Here is a 23,080-nt window from a genome sequence, read left to right on the forward strand (position 1 = left end):
CCCCATGATGGATTCCGGATCGGCGCCGCTTCGCGGCTTGTCCGGAATGACGCCTATGTTGCTGTCCAGATGCCCCCGATGAATGTCGTCCTCGCCTGCGATCTCGGCGGCAGCAGCTTTCGCGCCGCGCTGATCGATGAGCATGGTGTGACGAGAGCGGACCATGCCGTTCCCGGCCCCGCTTTGAACGACCATCTCGACCACTCGGAGGTCTGGGCTACGGCCTGGTGGGCACAGTTGCTCGAGGCTGCCGCCAAGCTCGCCGAACAAGCACCAGATCTGTTCGCAAGCGTCCAGGGCATCGCGATTTGCGGCGTGACCCGGACGCAGGTCTTCCTCGGCCATCAAGGGCAGGAATTGCGCCCGGCCATGACCTGGAAGGACGCGCGCTCCGACCACATCGCCGCTCGCCTGCGCGAGAGGCTGCCCGATCATCCTGAAGCCGGACGGATCAACGCCTTTCACCCGCTCGCGCGCCTCGCCTGGCTGATCGAGAACGAGCCTGAGCACGCCCGCGCGCTCGCCAGCGTGCTGGAACCCAAGGACTACCTGAATTTCCGACTGACCGGCCAGAAGGCGAGCGACCCGGTTTCGCTGGCGCGGTTGATCGCTTGCACTGAAAGCGTCGATGGCCACTCGGCATTTGAAGCAGTGGGTCTCTCGCCAAGCGTCATTCCGGCGATCCTCGAACCCATCGATATCGTCGGCTCCATTTGTGCCGGCCTGCCCGCCCCCTTCGACCGCCTCGTCGGCATCCCGGTCTTCTGCGGCTGCAACGATACCTGGGCGGCTGTCGCAGGGCTCGGCGCCTTGCGGCCGGGCTATGCCTACAATATCTCCGGCACCACCGAAGTGCTCGGCGTGCTCGGTCCCGATCAGGCGGAGGCCGAGGGGCTCATCTCCGTCGACTGGCGTGGCCTCTGGCATCTCGGCGGCCCGAGCCAGAACGGCGCCGACACCGCCGCCTGGCTCGCCGGCCTGCTCGGTGGGCAAGGCCCTGTCGGCGAGACCATCGAGCGCCTTCTCGCAGGTCCGCGCCACTCGCAGCCGCTCATCTTCCTGCCCTATCTGCAGGGCGAGCGCGTGCCTTACTGGGACCCGAACCTGCGCGGCGCTTTCATCGGGCTTGGCCGCCGGCACGGCCCGACCGACCTCGCCTATGCCGTGCTCGAAGGCGTCGCCTGCCTGAACCGGCTCGTGCTGGAACGGGCCGAAGGTGCACTCGGCACCCGCGTCGACGAGATCCGCTTCGGCGGCGGCGCGGCCGCCAATCCGGTCTGGGCGCAGGTCAAGGCCGATATCTGCGGCCGCCCGATTGCGGTCGGCACGGCGAGAGAGCCTGGCCTGCTCGGTGCGGCGATCATCGCCTGGACCGGCCTCGGCCGCTTCGCCTCGCTGGAGGCCGCGCAGGATGCCCTCGTGACCATCGCCCGCTGCTATGCGCCCGACCCGGCCCGCCGCCCGGCCTATAACGCGCTCTATGCGCTCTATCGGCAGAGCGAAGCGGCGCTGGCCCCGATCTCGGCCGATCTCGTAGCGCTGGCGCAGAACACGGCCGCGCTGCCCGGCCTCGCCAACGCGGCAAGCGCCACGTAAAGGACGCTTCATGCTGGCGATTCGAAGCCGGGCGCCGGCGCGAATGATCGCGAAGAAGGGAAGCTGAGCTTGGGCCGCATCGACCCGCGCGAATTGATCGGACGCTATGGCACGGCGCTCGCCGGCCTCGCGCTGATCCTGTTCTTCCTGATCTTCGCGCCGAACTTCGCCAGCACGATGAACATCATCAACGTGCTGAAGGATACGAGCTTCCTCGCCATCCTCGCGCTTGGCTTCGCGCTGGCCTTCACCGTGGCCGAACTCGATCTCTCCGTCGCGGAAATGGCGAGCCTCGCGGCGGTCGTCTGCGGCTGGCTGGTCCATGCGCAATATCCGCCGGCTGTCGCGGTGAGCGCCGCAATTGGCGTCGGCATCGTGCTGGGTTCGCTCAATGGCTACGGCGTTACCGTGCTGCGCATCCCCTCGCTGATCATGACGCTCGGCACCGCCGCGATCGCCAAGGGCTTCGCCTTCATGATCACGCAAGGCGTCGCCTTCGTCGGGCGCTGGCCGGTCGGCTTCACCGGGCTCGCCCGCGGCTACTCGTTCGGCATTCCCAATCTCGTGCTCTGGATGGCGGGAGCGACGCTCTTCGCTTACGGCCTCGTCAAATGGACGCGGACCGGCGCGCATATGGTCGCGACCGGCGAGGCGGACGAGGCCGCACGGCTCGCCGGCATCGCCACCGCCCGGATGAAGCGTATCGGCCTGCTGTTGTCTGGTGTCTTTGCCGGCCTGATGGCCATGCTGCTCGCCGCCAACCTGTCCTCGGCCGCGCCGAACATGGCGGGCGACTACCTGCTCTACGCCATCGCCGCCGTGCTGCTCGGCATGACCATGTTCGAGCCCGGCAAGCCCAACATCCCCGGCACGGTCTTTGCGGCGCTGGTGCTCAAGGTGCTCGGCAACGGCTTGGTGCTGATGGGCGCGCCCTATTACATCCAGGACATCGTGCTCGGTGCGATCATCATCGGCTCGGTCGCCTTCTCGGCCAGCGCGATGAAGAAGGCGGCGTTCAAGGTTTGATGCGGCGACAACAACGATCGGAATGAGGGGAGTGGGTTTGATGTTCGGTTTCAGGAAATTGCTGGTCGCCGCCGCGGCGCTCGTCGCGCTCGGCCAGTCCGCGAGCGCCTTCGAGCTCGGCATCATCGGCTTCCAGTTCACCTCGGAAACGCATGCCCGCGTCGCCAATGCGGCTGCCGCCGCCGCCAAGGCCAGGGGCTGGAACGTCACGCTGCTGAACTCGGAAGGCGCGCTGCCGAAGCATGCCGAGCAGTTCGACGCGCTGATCGCCAAGAAGGTCGACGCCATCATCATCGCTATGGGCAAGCCGGTCGAGGCCGATGCCCAGTTCAAAGCGGCGAAGGACGCCAAGATCCCGGTCATCACCGTGCAGTCGGGCTCAAGCCCGCATGCGCTCTTCGACATCCAGACCAACGAGTACAAGGTCGGTGCCGATGCCGCGCTCTACCTGCTCGGCCAGCTCGGCTACCAGGGTAATATCGTCTCGGCCCGCTTCGATCTCAACGTCGCCTCGCGCATCCGCGGGCGTCTGCTCGACGCCGTGCTCGCCGAGAACCAGGCGGTGAAGGAGCTCGGCAAGTTCTCGATGGCCCGCACCCAGAGCTGGCGCGACGATGTCCGCGCCGGCATGCAGGCGCTGTTGCTGCAGAACCAGGGCAAGATCAACGGCATCTGGGCCTCCTTCGACGGCCAAGCCTACATCATCGACGACCTGCTGCAGGCTCAAGGGGTGAAGAAGGGCCAAATCCCGCTCGTCTCGGTCGATGGCGGCCAGGAAAGCTACGAGCGCATCGCCGATCCGAACTCGACCTTCATGGCGACCGTGGCCGTTCCGTTCGACGAGATGGGCAAGCAGGCGGTCGATGCGATCCAGGCGATCGTCGTCGAGAAGAAGCCGAAGGAGAGCATCACCTCGGGTCCCTATCTCTTCACGGAAGCCGTGCTGGTCGACAAGAACAACGTCCAGCAGTTTCTGAAGAAGTGAGCGTGCAGGCCGTCATGCTCGGGCTCGACCCGAGTATCTCGGAAACCAGTGTCTTCTGGTTATGAGATTCCCGGGTCTTCGCTACGCTTCGCCCGAGAATGACGGCAAATCGCTTTGCAATCGCCTGGATAACCCATGACCCACCCCACCCCCCTCCTCTCGCTGCGCGGCATCGGCAAGGCCTATGGCCCGGTCGTCGCCGTCCGCGATGTCGATCTCGACATCTTCAAGGGCGAGGTCGTGGCGCTCTGCGGCGACAACGGCGCCGGCAAGTCGAGCCTGATCAAGGTGATCTCCGGCGCCGAGGAGGCGACGAGCGGCACGATCAGCCTGCGCGGCAGGCCGGTCAGCTTCGCCTCGCCGCATGACGCGCTGGAGAACGGCGTCGCGACGATCTACCAGGACCTCGCGCTGGCGCCACGCCTCTCCATCGCCCAGAACGTCTTCATGGGCTCGGAATTGACCAAACCGGTCCTGCTGCCCTTCCTGCGCATTCTCGACAAGAAGCGGATGATCGCGGAATCGCAGCGCTATCTCGCGCAGCTCTCCGCCGCTGTCACCGATATGACCCGGCCGGTCGAGCGGCTTTCGGGCGGCCAGCGCCAGGCGGTCGCGATCTCCCGCGCGCTGCGCTGGAACGCCGAGATCATCATCATGGACGAACCCACCGCCGCGCTCGGCGTCAAGGAAAGTGCGCTCGTCCTAGACCTCATCCGCAAGCTCAAGGCCGACGGGCGCACCGTCATCCTGATCAGCCACAACATGCGCGACGTGGTCGCGCTGGCCGACCGCGTCGTCATCATGGGCGCCGGCCGCAAATATGTCGACCGGCCGCTCGGCGATCTCACTGCCGACGACATCGCCCACATGATCATGGCCGGTAACGCCAAGGCGGCCTGAGATGCGCGAAGCCATCATTATCGACACCGATCCCGGCCAGGACGACGCCGTCGCCCTCTTGCTCGCCTTCGCCAGCAGCGGGCGGGTCGATCTCAAGGCAATCACCACCGTCGCCGGCAATGTCCCGGTCGCGCAGACCACCGCGAATGCCCTGCGCATCTGCGATCTCGCCGGCCGGGGCGATATCCCCGTCTATCGTGGCGCCGAGGGCCCGCTGGTCTTCGCGCTGGAAACCGCTGAGTTCGTCTGCGGCCCGGACGGGCTGGAGGGCGCCGACCTGCCTCAGCCAAAGAGCGACGCCGCGCCCGGCCATGCCGTACAGGCGATCATCGACATCTGCCGCGCCGCTCCTGACGCTGGCATCACGCTTTGCCCGCTCGGGCCGCTGACCAATCTGGCGCTGGCCTTCCGGCTGGCGCCCGATATCCTGCCGAAAGTCAGGCGCATCGTGCTGATGGGCGGAGCTATCGGCCTCGGCAACATCACGCCCGCCGCCGAGTTCAACACCTATGTCGACCCGCATGCGGCTGCGGTCGTGTTCGACTGCGGCCGGCCGATCGTGATGTTCGGCCTCGGCGTCACGCTCCAGGCCATCGCCAAGCATGAACAGATCGCCCGCATCGGCGCGCTCGGCAACGCCACAGGCAAGGCCGTTCACCGCATGCTGACCCGCCCGCGCCCCGGCGGGCTCGGCTCGAACGGCCACCCGATGCACGACCCCTGCGTCATCGCCTACCTGCTCTGGCCGGAACTGTTCGACGGGCGCGACTGCTTCGTCACGGTCGAGACCGGCGACGGCCCCTTGCGCGGTCGCACCACGATCGACTGGAACGGCCGCCTCAAGCGCGAGCCAAACGCCCATGTCGTCTCGGCCGTGAAGGCCCATGACCTGTTCGAGCGGATGATCGAACGCCTCGCCACGCTGCCTTGAGAGACCGGACCATGCCGCATTTCGTCGAAGCGCTGCAGCAGGAAGCGGCGGAAGCCATCGCGCAGATGCAGGAGGCGGCCCTGCGCGCCCGCCATGCCCATGCCCGCGCCGAACTGATGCGCCACATGCTGACCACGGCCCGCAAGGTCAAGGACAAGCCGAAGGCCGAAGCCGTCGAAACGGTCGTGCGCGAATGGATGGATGCCTGGAATCTCGGCCGCAGCGACTGGCCGCATATCGCCCGCGAGATGGAGGCCTTCACCGAGGCCTTCCATGACTATGCCAATGATCCGAGCGATGCCCATGACACGCGCCTGCGCGAAACCTGCGCAGCGCTCGACAAGGTTCTGGAGCAGGAGAGCACCTCGATCTCCGACCAGATGGCCTTCCGCTCGCAATGCGCCCATGGCTGGTGGGAACAGGTGAAGCCGGTCCCGGCCGACCTGCCCGGCCGCAAGCCGCGCCCCTCCGTGCCGGCGCTTGAATCCGGCAAAGCATTTTGGGAAGCCGGCTGCGCCGATTTTTGCCGCTGACGCGGCTTACGGCAGCTGCTGGTTCTCGAAGAACCCGTCCAGCGGGATTTGGGTCGTCTTCTCGAAATCGTCCATCGCGTCGAGCAGGCGCTGGCGATAGTTCAACAGCGCCAGCAGCAACTGCGCCGCATCGCGCGACAGCCCGTAGCGCGCCCAGCTTTCGGAAGTCCGCCGCTCCAGCCCGATCTGGTCGCCGAAAGCCTCGACGGTCGTGAAACCGAGGCCCTGCACGACCTCCAGCAATTCCTCAGCGGACATGCGCGGCTTCACGACATGGGAATGCACCCGCTCCAGCATGAGGCGGATGTCGGAGGGCCGGAACTGCAGGGAGTTGCGCGCGAACTGCTCGAAATTATTGGCCATGGCGTGTCTCCCGTTCGGCTCCCTCTGCCGCTTGTTTCGCGCCGCCGGCCAGCAGGGCCTCGGCAGCGCCTTCATCCGTGATCAGCACCTTCGCCGCGCTCGCCCGCAAGGCCGCGCGGATCGCATGTTCCTTGTGGGCGCCGCCGGCCGCGATCGCGACGAGGCCGATGCCCCTGAGATCGGCCGGGCTCACCGCCATGATACGCCGGTTCACGGGATGGTCCACCAATTCGCCCTCGGCATCGATGAAATGGCAGACGAGATCGCCGACCGCCCCGGCCTTCTTCAGGCCGGCCAGATCCGATTGCGGCAAGAGCCCTTCACGGAACAGCGTCGAATCCGGCACGAGATCGCCGACGCTGACCAGCGCGACATCGGCCGCTCGCGCCCGGTCGAGCAGGTCCCGCAAGGTCGGTTCGCGCCAGAGCGCATCGCGGATCTCGGCATTCGAGACGAAGACCGGCGCCGTCAATTGAAAGCAATCGGCCCCGAACATGTCGGCGACGCGGCGCGCCACCGCCGACGGATTGATGCTGCGCGAATGGGTGAGCCCGCCCAGAAGCGAGACGACCGACATCGCCTCGACCTGACGCGGCTGCATGCCCCGCAGCGCCAAGTGCAGGGTCTGCCCCCAGCCAACGGCCAATGACATGTTGTCGGTCAGCTTGTCGGAGAGCCACAAGCCCGCGGCATAGCCGACGAGCGCCGAGACGCTCGCCGCATCGCGCGCCGCCGGCACCACCACCGCCTCCTTCAGCCCGAAGGCGGTGACGAGCCCGCGCTCCAGCCCCGCCTGCCGGGCCGAGCGCGCATCGATCCTGATCTTGACCAGCCCTTCGGAGCGCGCCGCCGCCAGCATGCGGATGACCTTGATCCGGCTCAGGCCCAGCGCCTCGGCGATCTGCTCCTGGGTCAGGCCCTCGACATAGTAGAGCCATGCCGCCCGGACTTTCGCCTCCGCGACCGGCACATCGCCCTGGATCTGTCCTGCTCCGAATGCGTCTTCCACGAGCGCTCCCTGCCGCGCCACCGCGAGCACGTGCGACAGCATCACCGCATCGCGTGGTCCAAGGCAACCCGTTCGAACATCTGTGCGCTTGACAGGACGAAAGACATGTTCTTTTGTTCCTGCATAAGAACATATGTCCTAGGGAGAGTATCGACGATGGCCGCGATCCAGCCGCAGCCGCCTTTGGGCGCGCCCGTCGTCGGCCTGTCCCTGGCCGAGGCCCTCGAATTGCGCGCCAAGGCCGGCAAGCCGGTCCGCGTCGGCCTGATCGGCGCCGGCCAGATGGGCACCGATATCGTCGTCCAGATCTCCCAGATGACCGGCATCGAGATCGCCGCCGTCGCCGATATCGCGCCGGATCGCGTTTCGGAGGCCGCCGCGCTCGCCGGGCGCAAGGGCGAGGTCGACAATGTCACCGATGAGGCCGGGCTCGACGCCAGCAGACGCAAGGGCCGCATCGCCGCCACGACCTCGCTCGACCTGATCTGCCGTTCGCCCAACGTCGACGTCATCATCGACGCCACCGGCAATCCCGAAGCCGGCTCGCGCGTCGCGCTGACTGCCATCGCCGCGCGCAAGCATATCGTGATGATGAATGTCGAGGCCGACATCACCATCGGCTCCTATCTCGCGGTCGAGGCCGCCAAGGCGGGCGTCGTTTACACGCTTGGCGCCGGCGACGAGCCCGCTGCCGCGATGGAGCTGATCAATTTCGTCCGCGCCATGGGCTATCCGGTGGTCGCCGCCGGCAAGGGCAAGAACAATCCGTTCCGCATCGACGCGGTGCCGGCCGATTATGTCGAGGAAGCCACGCGCCGGAACATGAATCCGCGCATGCTCGTGGAGTTCGTCGACGGCTCGAAGACGATGGTCGAGATGGTCGCCATCGCCAATGCCTGCGGCTTCGTGCCGGATATCCCCGGCATGCACGGCCCGGCCGCGCCGAAGGATGAACTCCAGAATTATTTCTGCCCGAAGGAAGAGGGCGGCCTGCTCTCGCAGAAGGGCGTCGTCGACTTCTCCGTTGCCAAGGGCGTCGCCCCCGGCGTCTTCGCGGTCGCCGAGATGCGCCATCCCCGCGTCCGCGAGCGGATGAGCGACCTGCATCTCGGCCCCGGCCCGTACTACTCCTTCTTCCGGCCCTATCACCTGACGAGCCTGGAAGTGCCGCTTTCGGCCGCCGCCGCCACGATCTTCAACCAAAGCCATATGCGCCCGCTGCCGGTGCCGACCTCCGAGGTCGGCTGCGTTGCCAAGCGTGACCTCGCGGTCGGCGAGACGCTCGATGCCATCGGCGAATACGGCTATCGCGGCTTCGCACTCTCCCGCGCCGACGCGCAGGCCCGCAAGGCGCTGCCGATCGGGCTTGCCCAGGGCGCGACCATGACGCGCCCCGTCCGCAAGGGCGAACTCATCACGCTGGCCGACGCCACGCCCGACGAACGGCTGAAGATCGTCGAGGTGCGCCGCGCCCAGGACGCGATGATCGCCGCGCTGACCTCCGGAGCCCATTCATGAGCGCTGACCAGAAGCCGAACCAGCGGCCGGAACTCGCCGCGCTCGACGACGCGACGGTGGCGCAGGCGCTGACCCGCATGCACCTGATCCGCAAGTTCGAGGAGGCCGCCGAGGCGAGCTATATGCGCGGCCTGATCCACGGCACGATGCATCTCTCGATCGGCCAGGAGGCGAGCGCCGTCGGCACGACACTGCCGCTCGAGGCCCATGACTACATCCTCTCGACTCATCGCGGCCATGGCCACTGCATCGCCCGCGGGGCCGAGCCGAAGCTGATGTTCGCCGAATTCTTCGGCAAGGAAACCGGCTACTGCAAGGGTCGCGGCGGCTCGATGCATATCGCCGATGTCGAGGGCGGCAATCTCGGCGCCAACGGCATCGTCGGCGGCGGCCTGCCGATCGCCGTCGGGGTCGGCATGAGCATCAAGGCGCAGAAGAACGGCCGGGTCTGCATGGTCTTCTTCGGCGACGGCGCCTCGAACGAGGGCGCCTTCCACGAGGCGCTCAACATGGCCTCGATCTGGAAGCTGCCGGTCGTCTTCGTCTGCGAGAACAACAAATACGGCATGTCGATGGATATCGGCCGCGCCATGGCGGTGGCGAACGTCGCTGACCGCGCGAGCGCCTACGGCATGCCCGGCCACTGCCTGGATGGTAACGACCTCGCCGGCGTCGCGGCTGCCGCGAAAGTGGCGATCGCGCGCGCCCGTTCCGGCGAAGGTCCCTCGCTGATCGAGTGCAAGACCTATCGCTGGCGCGGCCATTCCAAGAGCGACCGCAATCTCTACCGCTCCAAGGAAGAGATCGAGGAATGGCGCAACCAGGACCCGATCCGGCGGCTGGAGGACGAGCTCAAGGCGCATGACCGCTTCGATACGGCCGCGCTGATGAAGCTGGAAGAGGATGCCCAGCGCGACATCGACGCCGCCGTGGAATTCGCCCGCGCCTGCCCGGACCCCGATCCGAAAGACCTGACCCGTGACGTCTATGCCCTCTGACACGCTCGAAGCCGTGAGCGAGATCCGCGAGCTCTCCTATGCCGAGGCCGTGCGCGAGGCGCTCGGTCAGGCGATGGAGGCTGACGAGCGCGTCTTCCTCTTCGGCGAGGATGTCGGCGTCTATGGCGGCGCCTTCGGCGTCTCCGGCGATCTCGTCCACCGCTTCGGCAAGGACCGCGTGATCGATACCCCGATCAGCGAGCTCGGCATCGCCGGCGCGGCGGTCGGCGCCGCGATCACCGGCATGCGCCCGGTGCTGGAGATCCAGTTCTCGGATTTCGTCACGCTCGCCATGGAGCAGCTCGTCAACCAGGCGGCAAAAATCCGCTTCATGTTCGGCGGCAAGGCGAGCGTGCCGATGGTGGTGCGCCTGCCCGGTGGCTCAGGCACGGGTGCCGCGGCGCAGCACAGCCAGAGCCTGGAAGCCTGGTTTGCCCATGTACCGGGCCTGAAAGTCCTCCAGCCAAGCACGCCTCATGACGCCAAGGGCCTGCTGCTCGCCGCGATCGACGATCCCAATCCCGTCCTGATCTTCGAGCACAAGCTGCTCTACAAGACCAAGGGCCATGTCCCGGCCGAGGCCTATCGCGTGCCGATCGGCAAGGCTGCGATCCGCCGCGAGGGCACGGACCTCACCATCGTCGGCTCCTCGATCATGGCCCGCAAGGCGGAAGCCGCGGCCGAGCGTCTCGCTGCGGACGGCATCTCGGCGGAGGTGATCGACCTGCGCTCGATCCGGCCGATCGACTTCACCACCATCGCCGAGAGCGTGCGCAAGACGCATCGCCTGCTGGTCGTCTACGAGGGCGTGAAGACCATGGGCATCGGCGCCGAGATCTCGGCCATGATCGCCGAGAGCGAGGTCTTCGATTTCTTGGATGCGCCGATCATCCGGTTGGGCGGCGCGGATGCGCCGATCCCCTACAATCCGGTTCTGGAGAAGGCAGCCGTCCCGCAGGAGGACGACATCGTCACCGCCGCCAGCAATCTCGTCCGCCGCGGGGAAGCCTGATGCCCATCGAGGTCATCCTTCCCAAGGTCGACATGGACATGGAGACGGGCACGATCGAGGCCTGGCATGTCAAGGAAGGCGACCTTGTCCGCCAGGGCGACACGATCTTCGAGATCGGCACCAACAAGGCCGTGATGGAGGTCGAGGCCCCCGCCACCGGCGCGATCCGGAACATCAAGACGGAGACCGGCGTGCCGATCTCGGTCGGAACCCCCGTTGCGTGGATCTACCTCGACGGTGAGGCCGCCACCACACCGTCCGAGCCGGCAGCCGCTGCGGCTACCGTGGCGGCTGCCACATCCGTTTCGAAAGCAGAGGCGCCGGCCGCTCCGGTGATTACGGTTGCACCGACCTCGTCAGGCCTGCGCGCGACCCCGCTCGCCCGCCGCATCGCCCGCCAGAACGCGCTCGACCTCAAGACCGTGACCGGCACCGGCCCGCGCGGCCGCATCGGCGAAGCGGATGTCACGCGCCATCTGGAGCAGCGGCCGCGCTGCGCTTCGGCACAGGAGGCGCGTCCAGCAGCATCTGTGTCCACGAATGCTTCCGAGGGCCGCCTGCAGCCCTTCTCCGCCATTCGTCGGATCGTCGCGAACCGGCTTTCCGAGAGCATGCGCACGGCCCCGCATTTCTATCTGACGTCCGAGATCGAGATGAGCGCCGCGCGCGACCTGCTCGGCCGCCTCGCCAGACGTCACGAGCGCATCGGCGCCCCCAAGCCCAGCCTCACCGTGCTGATCGGCCGCGTCGCCGCCCGCATCCTGCGCGACCACCCGGTGATCAATGCGTCCGTCGAGGGTGAGGCGACCCGCTTCCACGAGCGCATCGATATCGGCATCGCCATGGAGCGTGACGGCGACCTCGTCGTACCTGTGCTGCGCGATGCCGGCGGCATGGACATGCCCGCCATGACCCGCGAGTTCGCGAGACTGCGCGAGAGCATGGCCAAGCGCACGCTGACCCCGGCCGAGCTCGGCGGCGGCACCTTCACCATCTCCAATCTCGGCATGTACCGCGTCGACTCGTTCACCGCGATCATCAACCCGCCGCAGGGCGCGATCCTCGCCGTCGGCCGCACCGTCGACAAGCCGGTCGGGCGCGAGGGCCAGATCGTGCTCCGGCCGATGGCGAACTTCACGCTGTCCTCGGATCATCGCATCGTCGACGGCGTCGCGGCAGCCCGTTTCATGGCCGATCTGCGCGAGGCCCTTGAAAACCCCGAGCTGCTCCTGTGAAGGATAATGCCGCCGGCTGCGTCGCATTGCGGATGGCCGGCGAGAGACGACCTGACATGACGACCAGACACGAAGATCGGCCGGCGCATTTGGCGTAAAGGTCGGCATCGCGACAACGGAGGAGATGAAACCATGACCCTGACACGACGCCACTTTACCCGCCACGGCCTGATGATGACGGCTGCCGCTGCCCTGCTCGCCGCCGCGCCCGCCTTCGCACAGGCGCCCTCGGGCAAGCTCGTGCTCTACACCTCGCAGCCCGAGAAGGACGCGGCCCAGACCGTCGCCGCCTTCAAGAAGGCCTATCCCAATGTCGAGGTCGATATCTTCCGCTCCGGCACGACCGAGGTGATGGGCAAGCTCGCCGCCGAGATCTCGGCCGGCCAGCCCGGCGCCGACGTCCTCCTGATCGCGGATGCCGCGAGCATGGAAATCCTGAAAGGCCAGAAGCAGCTCCTCGCCTATCCCGGTGCCAAGACGGACGGGCTCCAGCCCGGCTCGTTCGACGCCGACAAGACCTATTTCGGCTCGAAGCTGATCACCACCGGCATCGCCTACAACACCGCCGCCAAGGAGAAGCCGACCTCCTGGACCGATCTCGACAAGCCCGCCTACAAGGGCCAGATCTCGATGCCGAGCCCGCTCTATTCCGGCGCCGCCGCCATCATGCTCTCGACCATGACGGCCCGTCCCGATCTCGGCTGGAAGCTGTTCGAGGGTCTGAAGGCCAACGAGGCCGTCGCCGTGCGCGGCAACGGCGCCGTGCTCAAGGCCGTCGCCACCGGGGAGAAGTCCTATGGCGTGCTGGTCGATTTCATGGCCTTCAACGCCAAGAAGCAGGGCTCGCCGGTCGACTTCGTCTTCCCCAAGGAAGGCGCCCCGGCCGTGACCGAGCCCGTCGCCATCGTGAAGACGACCAAGAACGAGGCCGCCGCCAAGGCCTTCGTCGACTTCATCCTCTCCGATGACGGGCAGAAGCTCGCTCTGGCCATGGGCTACATCCCGGCCAAGCCCAGCATCGGCTCGCCCGCCTGGCTGCCGGAAGGCACCAAGATCAACGTCATGGCCTCCGATATCGCCGCCGTGGTCAAGGCGACGGAGGCCGACAAGGCCCGCTTCGCCACGATGTTCGGCAACTGAGCCCGGAAGCGTTGCGCATGTCCATCGCCGACCCCGCGACGCTGCGCACGCGCGTCGAGGAGACGGGCCTCCTCTTGGGGCTCGTCGGCCTCGTCGCGCTGCTCTCGCTGCTGCCGATCGGGCGCCTGATCGTCGAGGGCCTCGCCCCCGGCGGCCAGCTCTCGGCGACGGCGCTGGGCAAGGTGATGGCGAGCCCGGCGACCTGGACGGCGACCTGGAACAGCCTCACCACGGCCATCGCCGGCACCATCCTCGCCACGCTGATCGGCGGCACCGTCGCGCTGCTGGCAACGCTGACCGACATCCGCGCCCGCAACGCCTTCACTTTCTGCTTCGTCCTGCCGCTGATGATCGCGCCGCAGGTCACGGCGCTGGCCTGGCTGCAGATCTTCGGGCCATCGAGCACGCTGCTGAAGCTGATCGGCATGGCGCCGCCGCTCGGCAGCCGCAACCCGCTCTATTCGCGCGAGGGCATCATCCTGCTGCTCGGCCTGCAATATGCGCCATTGGTCTTCCTGACCCTGCGCGCCGGCCTGCGCGCCCTGCCGAAGGAGCTGATCGAGGCCGGCCTTGCCGCCGGTGCACACCCCCTCACAGTGCTGCGCACCGTCGTGCTGCCGCTGATGACGCCGCCGCTCGTCGCCGGCATCGCGCTGTGTTTCGTCTCCTGCCTCGGGAATTTCGGCATTCCCGCCTTTCTCGGCATTCCCGGCAATTTCCTCGTCCTGCCGACGCTGATCTACCAGCGCCTCGCCGGCCTTGGCCCGGGGGTGCTTTCGGAGGTCGCGATCCTCTCCCTGCTGATCGGCCTGATCGCGATGATCGGCATCCTCATGCAGGATTTCATGCTGCGCCGCCGCGACTTCCGGATCACCACGACCTCGAGCGCGGCCCGCCCCTTCGAGCTTGGCCGCTGGCGCCGACCCGTCGAGATCGGGCTCTGGAGCTTCGCCATTCTCGTGCTGGCGCTGCCCTTTCTCGGCCTGCTCACCACCTCGCTGATCCCCGCCTTCGGCGTGCCGCTCAACGCCGGGACCGCGACGCTCGCCAACTACGCCTATGTCCTGTTCGAGCACGCCGCCTCGAAGCGCGCCTTCGTCAACTCCTTCCTGATGTCGGCGGGTGCGGCGACCCTGATCGTCCTGATCTGCGTGCCGCTCGGCTATTTCATCGTCTGGAAGAAGTCCCGCGCCCTGCGCCTGCTCAATCTGGCAGCGGAACTGCCCTACGCCATGCCCGGCGTCGTGCTGGCCATCGCTGCGATCCTGCTCTTCCTCAAGCCGCTGCCGGTGCTGAACGTCTCGCTCTACAACACCGTCTGGATCATCGTATTCGCCTATCTCGCCCGTTTTCTGGTGCTGGGCCTGCGGCCCGTCATCAGCGGCTATCTCCAGATCGACCGCACGCTGGAGGAGGCAGCGCAGATCGCCGGCGCCAGCCTGCCGCGCCGGCTCGTCACCATCATCTTCCCGCTGGTCGCCCCGGCTGCAGTGGCCGGCGCGCTGCTGGTCTTCCTGACCGCCTTCAACGAGCTCACCGTCTCGGCCTTGCTCTGGTCCTCGGGCGCCGAGACGCTCGGCGTCGTCGTCTTCTCCTTCGAGCAGGGCGGCGATTCCACCTATGCCTCGGCGCTGGCTGCCGTGACCGTGCTCGTCACCATCAGCCTGATGGCCTCCACCACCCTCTTCGCCCATAAACTGCCCCAGGGAGTCCTGCCGTGGCGCGACTGACCATCGACCGGGCGCAGAAGCGTTTCGGTTCCTATCTCGCGCTCGACGACGTCTCGATCGCGGTCGAGGATGGGGAGTTCCTCGCCGTGCTCGGACCCTCCGGCTGCGGCAAGACCACGCTGCTGCGACAGATCGCCGGGTTCGACAAGCTCGACGGCGGCCAGATCCGCATCGGCGACCGGCTCGTCTCTTCGGCGCAGACCCATATCCCGCCGGAGCATCGCAAGCTTGGCATCGTCTTCCAGTCCTATGCGCTCTGGCCGCATATGACCGTGGCGGAAAACGTCGCCTATGGGCTCACCGTCGCCGGCGTGCGCGATCCCGAGCGAGCCAAGCGCGTCGCGGCCGCTCTCGATCTCGTCGGACTGAACGGTTTCGCCGAGCGCAGGCCGGGCCTGCTCTCCGGCGGCCAGCGCCAGCGCGTCGCGCTCGCCCGCTGCCTCGTCACCGAGCCCTCGCTGGTGCTGCTCGACGAGCCGCTCGCCAATCTCGACGTGCACCTGCGCGCCTCAATGGAAGAGGAGTTCTCCCGCTTCCACGAGCGCACCGGCACGACCATGGTCTACATCACCCATGATCAGGCCGAGGCGATGGCGCTGGCCGATCGCATCGCCGTGATGGATCGCGGCCGCCTGCTCCAGCTCGCCACGCCCTCGCTGCTGTTCCGCGAGCCCGCCAACGTGACCGTCGCCGGCTTCATCGGCGAAGGCATGGTGCTGCCAGCAACCGTCCTCTCCGCGCCGCAGGCCGGCCGCTGCAAGGTCGGCGTGCTCGGCGTCGAGGCTATCGTGCGCTGCCGGCCCGATCAGGCGATCTCCGGCCAGGCGAAACTCTGCCTGCGCGCCCGCGACATCGGCATCGCCTCGGCCGGCGAAGGCGGCCTCCCCGCCACGGTCGAGCGCCTGTCCTACCAGGGCGGCTTCTTCCGGATGGAGGTACGACCTGCCGCCAGCCGGGACATCGTCCTGCATCTCGACGCGAACGAGCCCGCCCCGGCCCAGGCCGGCGAGGCCATCCGCATCGCCATCACCGACGGCTGGATCATCCCGGAGAGCGCCTCCCTGGACAAGGCTGCGTGAGACCGGCGCCATGAAACTGACAGTCCATGGCGGGATCGGCGAAAAAGGCCGGACCTGCGTCGGCATCGAACATGGTGGAACGCGTCTTCTGCTCGATGTCGGCGTCGACACCAGCACACAGGGCATCGCCTATCACCCGGCGATCACGCGCGCCGAGCTCGAACGCATCGACGCGATAATCGTCACCCACGCCCATGAGGATCATGTCGCGGCGCTCGGCTGGTGTCTCGCCAACGGCTTTTCCGGCCGCATCCTGATGACCACGGAATCGGTCGCCGAGACGGACGCCACACTTGCCGCCTACGCCACGCCGCACGAGAGGGCGCTTGCCCAAGCTGCTACCGCAGAGATCATCGCGCCCGGCACCGATTTCGCGCTCGGCCCGATCGCCATCCGGACTGGCCGCAGCGGCCATGTCGTCGGCGGCATCTGGTGTCATCTGAGCGCAGGCGGCCGCAGCCTCGGCTATTGCGGCGACGTCGTGCCGGATAGCCCGGTCTTCGCCATGGACGCCCTCCCGCCCAGCGATCTCTTGCTGATCGATGCGTCTTACGGCGCCGATCGCATCCCCGCCATCGAACGCGGCGCAGCCATCAAAGGCTGGCTCGCGGCCCATCCGCAGGGCGCCGTGCTGCCGACCCCCCTTTCCGGCCGCTCCGTCGAGTTGATCGGCCTGATCGAGGGCCCGATCGCGATCCATCCCTCGATGCGCGAGGCTCTAGCCCAGCAGATCGCCGCTTCGACATGGCTGAAGCCCGGTGTCGCCGATGTCCTCTCGACGCGCTTCGCCGAGGCGCTGCTCTGGGAAGAGGGGCAGGCTCTGCCGCACGCTGCCCTGCTCGTCGATGACGGCATGGGGCTCGCCGGTCCCTCCCGGGTCGCGCTCGCACAGGCCCGCCGTGAACGTCATCCGGTCCTGCTGACCGGCGGCATTCCCAAGGGCAGCCCGGCCGATCTCATGCTGACTGCGGGCGAAGCCGACTGGCTGCGCTTCCCGACACATCCGACACTGCCCGAGAACATCGCGATCGCGGCGGCAAGTGGCGCCAGCCGGATCCTCGCCCATTCCTGCGATGCCGCGACCGCTGCCACGCTGGCTGCCGGCATCCCCAAGCTCGTCACCGGCCTCAAGCCCGGCGATACCATCGAGATCTGATCATGCGCATCCTCATCGCCAATGACGACGGCATCGATGCTCCCGGCATCGCTTTGCTGCGAAAAGCCGCCGTACGCGTCGCAGCCGATATCTGGGTCGTCGCGCCCGAGCGGAAATGGACGGCAGCGAGCCACCATCTCTCCTTCGACAAGGAATTGACGCTCACCCGCCGCGAGCCGCAGATTTATGCGTTGAACGGCACACCGGCCGATTGCGTCGTCGCGGCCATGACCGTGCTGTTCCGCGACGGCGGCATGCCCGATCTGGTGCTCTCCGGCGTCAATGATGGCCGCAACGCCGCCGAGGATGCCGCCTATTCCGGCACGCTCTCGATCGCCCGCGAAGCGAGCTTCTGGAACCTCCCCGCCATCGGCTTCTCCCGCACCAAGGGCGGCACGTCCGAAGAGCGCGACGTCGCCGCGCTCGCGGCCCTGATCGAAAACCTCTGGCGGACGCGTGCGCAATGGACCCGCGAGGGCACATTCCTGAGCGTAAACCTGCCGAAAGAATTGCCGGCCGAGATCGGCCTTGCCGGCATCGGTCGCGACAAGATCGCGAGCGCTGCGGATATCGTCTCGGAAGAGGCCGACCGGATCACCTGGCGCATCCGGCGCGGCCGGCCGCATACCAGCCGTCCGGGCGACGAGAACAGCCTGATCGATTCAGGCCGCATCGCCATCGTCCGCCATTGCTGGAGCGACGGCGCTCCGCTCGATGCAGCCTTTGCCGGCGAGCTCAACAAGGCGTTGAAGCAGTCGGCGAGCTGAGCGCGAACGTCCCCGCCGTCATGCTCGGGCTTGACCCGAGCATCTCTGGCCGACGGAGGCTCCTGCGCCCACCTTTCCAGAGATTCTCGGGCCAAGCCCGAGAATGACGCCCTGCCATGGCCCCGGAATGCTCCGCAGGCTCACCCCTCCAGGAACTGCATCCGGTGCAAACGGGCATAGGCGCCGTCGCGCGCCAACAGCTCATCATGGCTGCCGGTCTCGACGACCTTGCCCTCGTCCATCACCACGATCATGTCGGCCTCGCGAATGGTCGAGAGCCGATGCGCGATGACGATGGTGGTGCGCCCCTTCATGAGCGCCGCCAGCGCCTGCTGGACGAGCCGTTCGGATTCGGTGTCGAGCGCGCTCGTCGCCTCGTCGAGCAGCAGGATCGGCGCATTCTTCAGGATGGCGCGGGCGATCGCGATCCGCTGGCGCTCGCCGCCCGAGAGCTTGTGGCCCCGCTCGCCGACCGAAGCATCGTAGCCGCCCGGCATCGCCATGATGAAATCATGCGCGGCGGCGCCCTTCGCCGCGGCGACGATCTCGTCCAGCGAGGCATCCGGTCGTCCGAAAGCGATATTCGCCCGCACGCTGTCGTCGAACAGCACGACATCCTGGCTGACGACACCGACTTGCCGGCGCAGGCTCCTCAGCGTGACATTGCGCAGATCCTGCCCGTCGATCTCGATCCGGCCTTCGCTCGGATCGTAGAGCCGCGGCACCAGCGCCAGCAGCGTCGACTTGCCCGAGCCCGAACGGCCGACCAGCGCCATCGTCCGCCCGCCCTGCGCGACGAGGTCGATGCCCTCCAGCGCACGCTGGTCCTCGCGATAGCGGAAGCGCAGCTGGCGGAAGGCTACCTCGCCGGCAGTGACCGTCAGCGGCTTCGCTTCCGAACGGTCGAGAACCTGCGGCTTCTCGTCCATCAGCGCGTAGTAGCGCTTCAACGAGGCCCCGGCCTCCTGGACGATGGCGTTGAGATTGCCGAGCGAGCGCATCGGCTGGGCCGCGAGCAGGAGCGCCGAGACATAGCCGGTGAAATCGCCGACCGTCGAATTGCCGGCGGTGATGCGCACCCCGATGGCGGCGAGCACGCCGGCGACCGCGAGACCACCGCCGACCTCGAGCAAGGGGTCGAGGCGCCCGCGCGCATTGGCCGCCTTCATCTTCAGCGCCCGGATCGTCTCGAAGGCATTGGCCGCCCGCGTCTTCAGATAGGGCTCGAGCCGATCGGTTTTGGCGACGCGCGCGCCCTGCAGGCTCTCGGTGACGAGGTTGGCCATCAGCCCGGTCTGTTCCTGCTGGGAGCTGGCCATCCGCCTGAGCTTGCGCCCGATCCGGCCGATCGGATGGGCGATGACCGGCGCGATCAGCAACACCACCAGCGTCATCTGCCAGTCGATCCAGATCAGCGCGCCGACCAGCGCGATCGCGGTGACAACGTCGCGGATGGCGATGTTGACGATGCGCGTCAGCGCTTCCTTGACGAAGGTGAAATCGGTGGTGAAGCGCTGCGTGAGGGAGGCCGGATTTTCCCGCTGCAACTGCGCCAGGTCGGCATCGATCAGATGGCCGTAGAGGGCCGTCTGCATGTCCGCCTCGATGCGGCTGACGACATTGTTTGTCATCACCGTCTGGGCGAGCAGCGAGAAACCCTTGATGGCGGTGACGATCACGACGACGGTCGCGACCGCGTTGATGACGCCGATCTCGTAGCCGATCGACTTCGAGACCAATCGCTCCATGCGCCGGACGAAGCCGGTCGATTCGGCCATCAATGGATCGGCGAAGGCGTCGAACGCCGCCTTGATCAGGAGCGGATAGAAGCTCGTCGTCGCCGCGATGATCACGACGAGGCCGAGAATCATCAGCATCTGCGGGAGGTAGGACCTGATCTGCTCACGCCAGACACGGGCAAAGAGCGCAAGGGTGTCGTCGGTGACGCGGCCGATCTTCATGGCCGGGGCCTATCATGACAGCCCGACAAGCGCCACTGGTGCATGGCTGGCTGCGACAGGGGGGCCTTGCTACGGACACGAAGCTGTCTTCCCATGGCCATAACCGATTCAGGAGACTTCATGCCGCTATCCCCGCCGGCCCAGCCCGGCCAGAGCTTCGCCGAGATCGAAACCCCCGCCCTCGTGCTCGATCTCGATGCGTTCGAGCGCAATCTCGTCGCCATGGCCGCTTTCACCCAGGCCCATGGCATCAGGCTCAGGCCCCATGCCAAGTCGCACAAGAGCCCGGAGATCGCGCTGCGGCAGATCGCCCATGGCGCGGTCGGGCAGTGCTGCCAGAAGGCCGGCGAAGCCGAAGTGCTGGTTGCAGGCGGCGTCGGCGACGTGCTGGTCACCAACGAGATCGTCGGCGCGGCCAAGCTCGACCGTCTGGCCCGCCTCGCCCGCAGCGCGAAGATCGGCCTCTGCGTCGATCACCCCGACGGCGTGCGCGAGGCGGCGGAAGCGGCGGCCCGCAACGATGTGACCCTCGACGTCTATGTCGAGATCGATGTCGGTGGCCGGCGCTGCGGCGTCGCGCCCGGAGAGGGCGCCGTCCGGCTGGCCGAGGCGATCGCACGCTCCAACACCCTGCGCTTCGCCGGCATCCACGCCTATCACGGCTCCGCCCAGCACATGCGTTCGATCGACGAGCGCCGCGAGGCGATCGAACGGGCTGGCTTCGCCGCCCGCAACACGGTCGAACGGCTCAGCCATGCCGGCCTGAAATGCGAGATCGTCACCGGCGCCGGCACCGGCACCCATGAATTGGAGACCCAGTCCGGCATCTGGAACGAGATCCAGGCCGGCTCCTATATCTTCATGGACGCCGACTACGCCCGCAATCGCCAGGCCGACGGCACGCCCTTCCGCACCTTTGAACACTCTCTCTTCGTCCTCGCCGGGGTGATGAGCAAGCCGGTGCCGGACCGCGCCATCGTCGATGCCGGCCACAAGTCGGCGGCGGTCGATTCGGGCATGCCCGTGCCCTTCCGCCGCGAGGGCGTGATCTACACCAAGCCCTCCGACGAGCACGGCGTCCTCACCGGCGACCCGATCGCGATGCCGCATCGCGGCGACAGTTTGCTGCTGATCCCCGGTCATTGCGACCCGACGGTCAACCTGCACGACTGGTATGTCTGCGTCCGCGGCCTGCACGGGCCCGACGCCCATGTCGAGGCCCTCTGGCCGGTCGCTGCGCGTGGTGCCCTGATCTGAGCGGGCGATGCTCGCGGAGCTCATCCTGCGGTTGACGACACCAGCCGCGCGGATGACCCGCCGGCTGGGTCTCGTCGGAGAAAGCGTCGCGCTCTGGTCGCGTGGCAACCGCCAGCGCCGGGCCTGGGCTCCGCATCACGAACGCTGCCGCAGCGTGGTTGCTGAGGCTGTCACGGAGCTGTCGCAGCGCCGCAAGGTGGCGGTTCTCGGCTCGGGCCTGCTGCGCGACATCCCGCTCGACCTGCTGTGCCGCCAATTCGAGCAGGTTCTGCTGGTCGATGCCGTCCACCTGCCGCAGATCCGGCTGCGCATGTGCTTCAGGCCCAAGGTCATGCTCCGGACCCGCGACCTCACCGGCGTCATGGGCTGGCTGGCCGAGGAGAACGACGGGCGCATCGATCCGCTGGCCGATCTGGCCGCCGACTCAAGCCTCGATCTCGTCATATCCGCCAATCTGATGTCGCAGCTCGCCTGGCCCGTCGAGGATTGGCTGGACGATCACCACGACCGTGCTGGACAGCTACCGGTCGACCTGCCGGCGCGCTGCATCGCCTGGCATCTCGCCGATCTCCGCCGCTTCAACGGCCGTGTCGTCCTGCTCAGCGATGTCGAGATGGTCGAGCGCGACCGTGCGGGCGCGATCACCGATCGCCTCGATCTCACGCGCGGCGTCGAGCTACCGCTCCTGGATGAAAGCTGGGACTGGCCGGTCGCGCCCTTCGGCGAAGCGGAACGCGACCGCGAAAGCACCCACCGCGTCGGCGCCTGGCGGGATTTCCGCTAGAGCGCCGGCCCAGCCTCAGGGCCGCCAGCCGGTGTCCTCGACCGGTGCGTTCTCGCGCTCTTCCACGCGACGGGCTTCCTCGACCACGGCGAAGAGTGCCCTGAGCGCGGCATCGACGCCCTCGCCCGAAGCGGCCGAGAGGATGATCGGCATGCGCTTGGCCGCCCGCTTCAGGCGCGCGACCTGCTCCTTGAGCACTTCCGGCGTCAGCGCGTCGACCTTGGAGAGCGCAACGATCTCCGGCTTGTCGGCCAGCCCCTCGCCATAAGCCTCGAGCTCCTCGCGCACGGTCTTGTAGGCCTTGCCGGCATGCTCGCTGGTGCCTTCGACCAGATGCAGCAGCACGCGGCAGCGTTCGATATGGCCGAGGAAGCGGTCGCCGAGGCCATGGCCTTCATGCGCGCCCTCGATCAGGCCGGGGATATCGGCGAGCACCATCTCGCGCCCGTCGACACGCACGACGCCGAGGCCGGGATGCAGCGTGGTGAAGGGATAATCGGCGATCTTCGGCTTCGCCGCGGTGACGGTGGCGAGGAAGGTCGACTTGCCGGCATTGGGCAGGCCGACGAGGCCGGCATCGGCGATCAGTTTCAGGCGCAGCCAGACCCAGCGTTCCTCGCCCGGCAGGCCCGGATTGGCATGGCGCGGCGCCTGGTTGGTCGCCGTCTTGAAATAGGCGTTGCCGAAGCCGCCATTACCGCCCTTGCACAGAACGAAGCGCTGGCCGGGCTCGGTCAGGTCGGCGATCTTGGTCTCGCCGTCTTCCTCGAGAATCTCGGTGCCCGGCGGCACCTTCAGCACGATCGCCTGCGAATTCGCGCCATGGCGATCCTTGCCCATGCCGTGCTCGCCGGTGCGGGCCTTGAAATGCTGCTGGAAGCGGAAATCGATCAGGGTGTTCAGCCCCTGCACGCATTCGATGACGATGTCGCCGCCGCGCCCGCCGTCGCCGCCATTGGGCCCGCCGAACTCGATGAACTTTTCGCGGCGGAAGGAGACGCAGCCGGCGCCGCCGTCACCCGCCTTCACATAGATCTTGGCCTGGTCGAGGAATTTCATGCTGTTTCACTAGTGATGAGCGGAGGAAAGGGCAATGGACC

Annotated in this window: 21 protein-coding genes; 17 read left to right on the forward strand and 4 right to left on the reverse strand. The window is 67.4% G+C overall.

What is annotated here, in order from left to right:
- Positions 1–78 precede the first annotated feature (78 nt).
- From FHT98_RS11275 to FHT98_RS11300, 6 genes are all read left to right on the forward strand, one after another.
- Positions 79–1,596, forward strand: a complete 1,518-nt coding sequence (locus FHT98_RS11275; protein ID WP_142114080.1) for a xylulokinase — start codon at positions 79–81, stop codon at positions 1,594–1,596.
- 69 nt (positions 1,597–1,665) lie between these two features.
- Positions 1,666–2,622, forward strand: a complete 957-nt coding sequence (locus FHT98_RS11280) for an ABC transporter permease (protein ID WP_244512128.1) — start codon at positions 1,666–1,668, stop codon at positions 2,620–2,622.
- 40 nt (positions 2,623–2,662) lie between these two features.
- A complete protein-coding gene (locus tag FHT98_RS11285; protein ID WP_142114081.1) occupies positions 2,663–3,607 on the forward strand; it encodes a sugar ABC transporter substrate-binding protein in 945 nt (314 codons plus the stop codon).
- Between the two features lie 135 nt (positions 3,608–3,742).
- A complete protein-coding gene (locus FHT98_RS11290) occupies positions 3,743–4,507 on the forward strand; it encodes an ATP-binding cassette domain-containing protein (RefSeq protein ID WP_142114082.1) in 765 nt (254 codons plus the stop codon).
- 1 nt (position 4,508) lies between these two features.
- The gene (locus tag FHT98_RS11295) at positions 4,509–5,438 is read left to right on the forward strand and encodes a nucleoside hydrolase (protein WP_142114083.1); all 930 of its coding nucleotides are present in this window, start codon (positions 4,509–4,511) and stop codon (positions 5,436–5,438) included.
- A gap of 11 nt (positions 5,439–5,449) precedes the next feature.
- Complete coding sequence (locus tag FHT98_RS11300; protein ID WP_142114084.1) at positions 5,450–5,971, forward strand: hypothetical protein; 522 nt, start codon at positions 5,450–5,452, stop codon at positions 5,969–5,971.
- A gap of 6 nt (positions 5,972–5,977) precedes the next feature.
- Here FHT98_RS11300 and FHT98_RS11305 read toward each other — a convergent pair whose 3' ends face one another.
- Both FHT98_RS11305 and FHT98_RS11310 read right to left on the reverse strand, forming a co-directional pair.
- Complete coding sequence (locus FHT98_RS11305; protein ID WP_061965765.1) at positions 5,978–6,334, reverse strand: hypothetical protein; 357 nt, start codon at positions 6,332–6,334, stop codon at positions 5,978–5,980.
- Positions 6,324–7,385, reverse strand: coding sequence for a sugar-binding transcriptional regulator (locus tag FHT98_RS11310; RefSeq protein ID WP_113584111.1), 1,062 nt, complete (start codon positions 7,383–7,385; stop codon positions 6,324–6,326). The genes FHT98_RS11305 and FHT98_RS11310 overlap by 11 nt, the downstream gene beginning before the upstream one ends.
- Before the next feature lie 114 nt (positions 7,386–7,499).
- Between FHT98_RS11310 and FHT98_RS11315 the strand changes: the two genes are divergently transcribed.
- From FHT98_RS11315 to FHT98_RS11355, 9 genes are all read left to right on the forward strand, one after another.
- On the forward strand, positions 7,500–8,861 hold the full coding sequence (locus FHT98_RS11315) for an NAD(P)H-dependent oxidoreductase (protein WP_142114085.1): 1,362 nt from the start codon (positions 7,500–7,502) through the stop codon (positions 8,859–8,861).
- Positions 8,858–9,859, forward strand: a complete 1,002-nt coding sequence (locus FHT98_RS11320; RefSeq protein WP_142114086.1) for a thiamine pyrophosphate-dependent dehydrogenase E1 component subunit alpha — start codon at positions 8,858–8,860, stop codon at positions 9,857–9,859. Before FHT98_RS11315 ends, FHT98_RS11320 begins: the two co-directional genes overlap by 4 nt.
- Positions 9,849–10,871, forward strand: a complete 1,023-nt coding sequence (locus FHT98_RS11325; RefSeq protein WP_142114087.1) for an alpha-ketoacid dehydrogenase subunit beta — start codon at positions 9,849–9,851, stop codon at positions 10,869–10,871. Before FHT98_RS11320 ends, FHT98_RS11325 begins: the two co-directional genes overlap by 11 nt.
- Positions 10,871–12,106: a dihydrolipoamide acetyltransferase family protein gene (locus FHT98_RS11330; protein ID WP_142114088.1), complete on the forward strand. Its 1,236-nt coding sequence runs from the start codon at positions 10,871–10,873 to the stop codon at positions 12,104–12,106. The genes FHT98_RS11325 and FHT98_RS11330 overlap by 1 nt, the downstream gene beginning before the upstream one ends.
- Before the next feature lie 132 nt (positions 12,107–12,238).
- Positions 12,239–13,246: an ABC transporter substrate-binding protein gene (locus FHT98_RS11335; protein ID WP_465246907.1), complete on the forward strand. Its 1,008-nt coding sequence runs from the start codon at positions 12,239–12,241 to the stop codon at positions 13,244–13,246.
- Between the two features lie 17 nt (positions 13,247–13,263).
- Positions 13,264–14,976: an ABC transporter permease gene (locus FHT98_RS11340; RefSeq protein WP_142114089.1), complete on the forward strand. Its 1,713-nt coding sequence runs from the start codon at positions 13,264–13,266 to the stop codon at positions 14,974–14,976.
- Positions 14,964–16,055: an ABC transporter ATP-binding protein gene (locus FHT98_RS11345; RefSeq protein WP_142114090.1), complete on the forward strand. Its 1,092-nt coding sequence runs from the start codon at positions 14,964–14,966 to the stop codon at positions 16,053–16,055. Before FHT98_RS11340 ends, FHT98_RS11345 begins: the two co-directional genes overlap by 13 nt.
- A 10-nt stretch (positions 16,056–16,065) precedes the next feature.
- Positions 16,066–17,211 carry an MBL fold metallo-hydrolase gene (locus FHT98_RS11350; protein ID WP_142114091.1) on the forward strand — a complete coding sequence of 382 codons (1,146 nt, stop codon included), beginning with the start codon at positions 16,066–16,068 and terminating at the stop codon, positions 17,209–17,211.
- Positions 17,212–17,213: 2 nt separating this feature from the next.
- Positions 17,214–17,978, forward strand: a complete 765-nt coding sequence (locus FHT98_RS11355) for a 5'/3'-nucleotidase SurE (protein ID WP_142114092.1) — start codon at positions 17,214–17,216, stop codon at positions 17,976–17,978.
- Positions 17,979–18,118: 140 nt separating this feature from the next.
- Here FHT98_RS11355 and FHT98_RS11360 read toward each other — a convergent pair whose 3' ends face one another.
- Positions 18,119–19,939, reverse strand: coding sequence for an ABC transporter ATP-binding protein (locus FHT98_RS11360; protein ID WP_142114093.1), 1,821 nt, complete (start codon positions 19,937–19,939; stop codon positions 18,119–18,121).
- A 120-nt stretch (positions 19,940–20,059) separates the two neighbouring features.
- On the opposite strand from FHT98_RS11360, the gene FHT98_RS11365 reads away from it, so the two are divergent.
- Complete coding sequence (locus FHT98_RS11365; protein WP_142114094.1) at positions 20,060–21,196, forward strand: DSD1 family PLP-dependent enzyme; 1,137 nt, start codon at positions 20,060–20,062, stop codon at positions 21,194–21,196.
- Positions 21,197–21,203: 7 nt separating this feature from the next.
- Positions 21,204–21,980 carry a hypothetical protein gene (locus FHT98_RS11370; protein ID WP_142114095.1) on the forward strand — a complete coding sequence of 259 codons (777 nt, stop codon included), beginning with the start codon at positions 21,204–21,206 and terminating at the stop codon, positions 21,978–21,980.
- Between the two features lie 15 nt (positions 21,981–21,995).
- Here FHT98_RS11370 and obgE read toward each other — a convergent pair whose 3' ends face one another.
- Positions 21,996–23,039 carry a GTPase ObgE gene (obgE, locus tag FHT98_RS11375; RefSeq protein ID WP_061965742.1) on the reverse strand — a complete coding sequence of 348 codons (1,044 nt, stop codon included), beginning with the start codon at positions 23,037–23,039 and terminating at the stop codon, positions 21,996–21,998.
- Between the last annotated feature and the right edge of the window lie 41 nt (positions 23,040–23,080).

The organism is Allobosea sp. AK1 (assembly GCF_006714945.1).
Lineage (GTDB): Bacteria > Pseudomonadota > Alphaproteobacteria > Rhizobiales > Beijerinckiaceae > Allobosea > Allobosea robiniae.

What these genes read in the sequence shown, in the direction of transcription:
- FHT98_RS11275 (WP_142114080.1), top strand. Translation starts at nt 79, where the DNA reads ATGAATGTCGTCCTCGCCTGCGATCTCGGCGGCAGCAGCTTTCGCGCC.
- FHT98_RS11285 (WP_142114081.1), top strand. Translation starts at nt 2,663, where the DNA reads ATGTTCGGTTTCAGGAAATTGCTGGTCGCCGCCGCGGCGCTCGTCGCG.
- FHT98_RS11290 (WP_142114082.1), top strand. Translation starts at nt 3,743, where the DNA reads ATGACCCACCCCACCCCCCTCCTCTCGCTGCGCGGCATCGGCAAGGCC.
- FHT98_RS11295 (WP_142114083.1), top strand. Translation starts at nt 4,509, where the DNA reads ATGCGCGAAGCCATCATTATCGACACCGATCCCGGCCAGGACGACGCC.
- FHT98_RS11300 (WP_142114084.1), top strand. Translation starts at nt 5,450, where the DNA reads ATGCCGCATTTCGTCGAAGCGCTGCAGCAGGAAGCGGCGGAAGCCATC.
- FHT98_RS11305 (WP_061965765.1), bottom strand. Translation starts at nt 6,334, where the DNA reads ATGGCCAATAATTTCGAGCAGTTCGCGCGCAACTCCCTGCAGTTCCGG.
- FHT98_RS11310 (WP_113584111.1), bottom strand. Translation starts at nt 7,385, where the DNA reads ATGCTGTCGCACGTGCTCGCGGTGGCGCGGCAGGGAGCGCTCGTGGAA.
- FHT98_RS11315 (WP_142114085.1), top strand. Translation starts at nt 7,500, where the DNA reads ATGGCCGCGATCCAGCCGCAGCCGCCTTTGGGCGCGCCCGTCGTCGGC.
- FHT98_RS11320 (WP_142114086.1), top strand. Translation starts at nt 8,858, where the DNA reads ATGAGCGCTGACCAGAAGCCGAACCAGCGGCCGGAACTCGCCGCGCTC.
- FHT98_RS11325 (WP_142114087.1), top strand. Translation starts at nt 9,849, where the DNA reads ATGCCCTCTGACACGCTCGAAGCCGTGAGCGAGATCCGCGAGCTCTCC.
- FHT98_RS11330 (WP_142114088.1), top strand. Translation starts at nt 10,871, where the DNA reads ATGCCCATCGAGGTCATCCTTCCCAAGGTCGACATGGACATGGAGACG.
- FHT98_RS11335 (WP_465246907.1), top strand. Translation starts at nt 12,239, where the DNA reads ATGACCCTGACACGACGCCACTTTACCCGCCACGGCCTGATGATGACG.
- FHT98_RS11340 (WP_142114089.1), top strand. Translation starts at nt 13,264, where the DNA reads ATGTCCATCGCCGACCCCGCGACGCTGCGCACGCGCGTCGAGGAGACG.
- FHT98_RS11350 (WP_142114091.1), top strand. Translation starts at nt 16,066, where the DNA reads ATGAAACTGACAGTCCATGGCGGGATCGGCGAAAAAGGCCGGACCTGC.
- FHT98_RS11355 (WP_142114092.1), top strand. Translation starts at nt 17,214, where the DNA reads ATGCGCATCCTCATCGCCAATGACGACGGCATCGATGCTCCCGGCATC.
- FHT98_RS11360 (WP_142114093.1), bottom strand. Translation starts at nt 19,939, where the DNA reads ATGAAGATCGGCCGCGTCACCGACGACACCCTTGCGCTCTTTGCCCGT.
- FHT98_RS11365 (WP_142114094.1), top strand. Translation starts at nt 20,060, where the DNA reads ATGCCGCTATCCCCGCCGGCCCAGCCCGGCCAGAGCTTCGCCGAGATC.
- FHT98_RS11370 (WP_142114095.1), top strand. Translation starts at nt 21,204, where the DNA reads ATGCTCGCGGAGCTCATCCTGCGGTTGACGACACCAGCCGCGCGGATG.
- obgE (WP_061965742.1), bottom strand. Translation starts at nt 23,039, where the DNA reads ATGAAATTCCTCGACCAGGCCAAGATCTATGTGAAGGCGGGTGACGGC.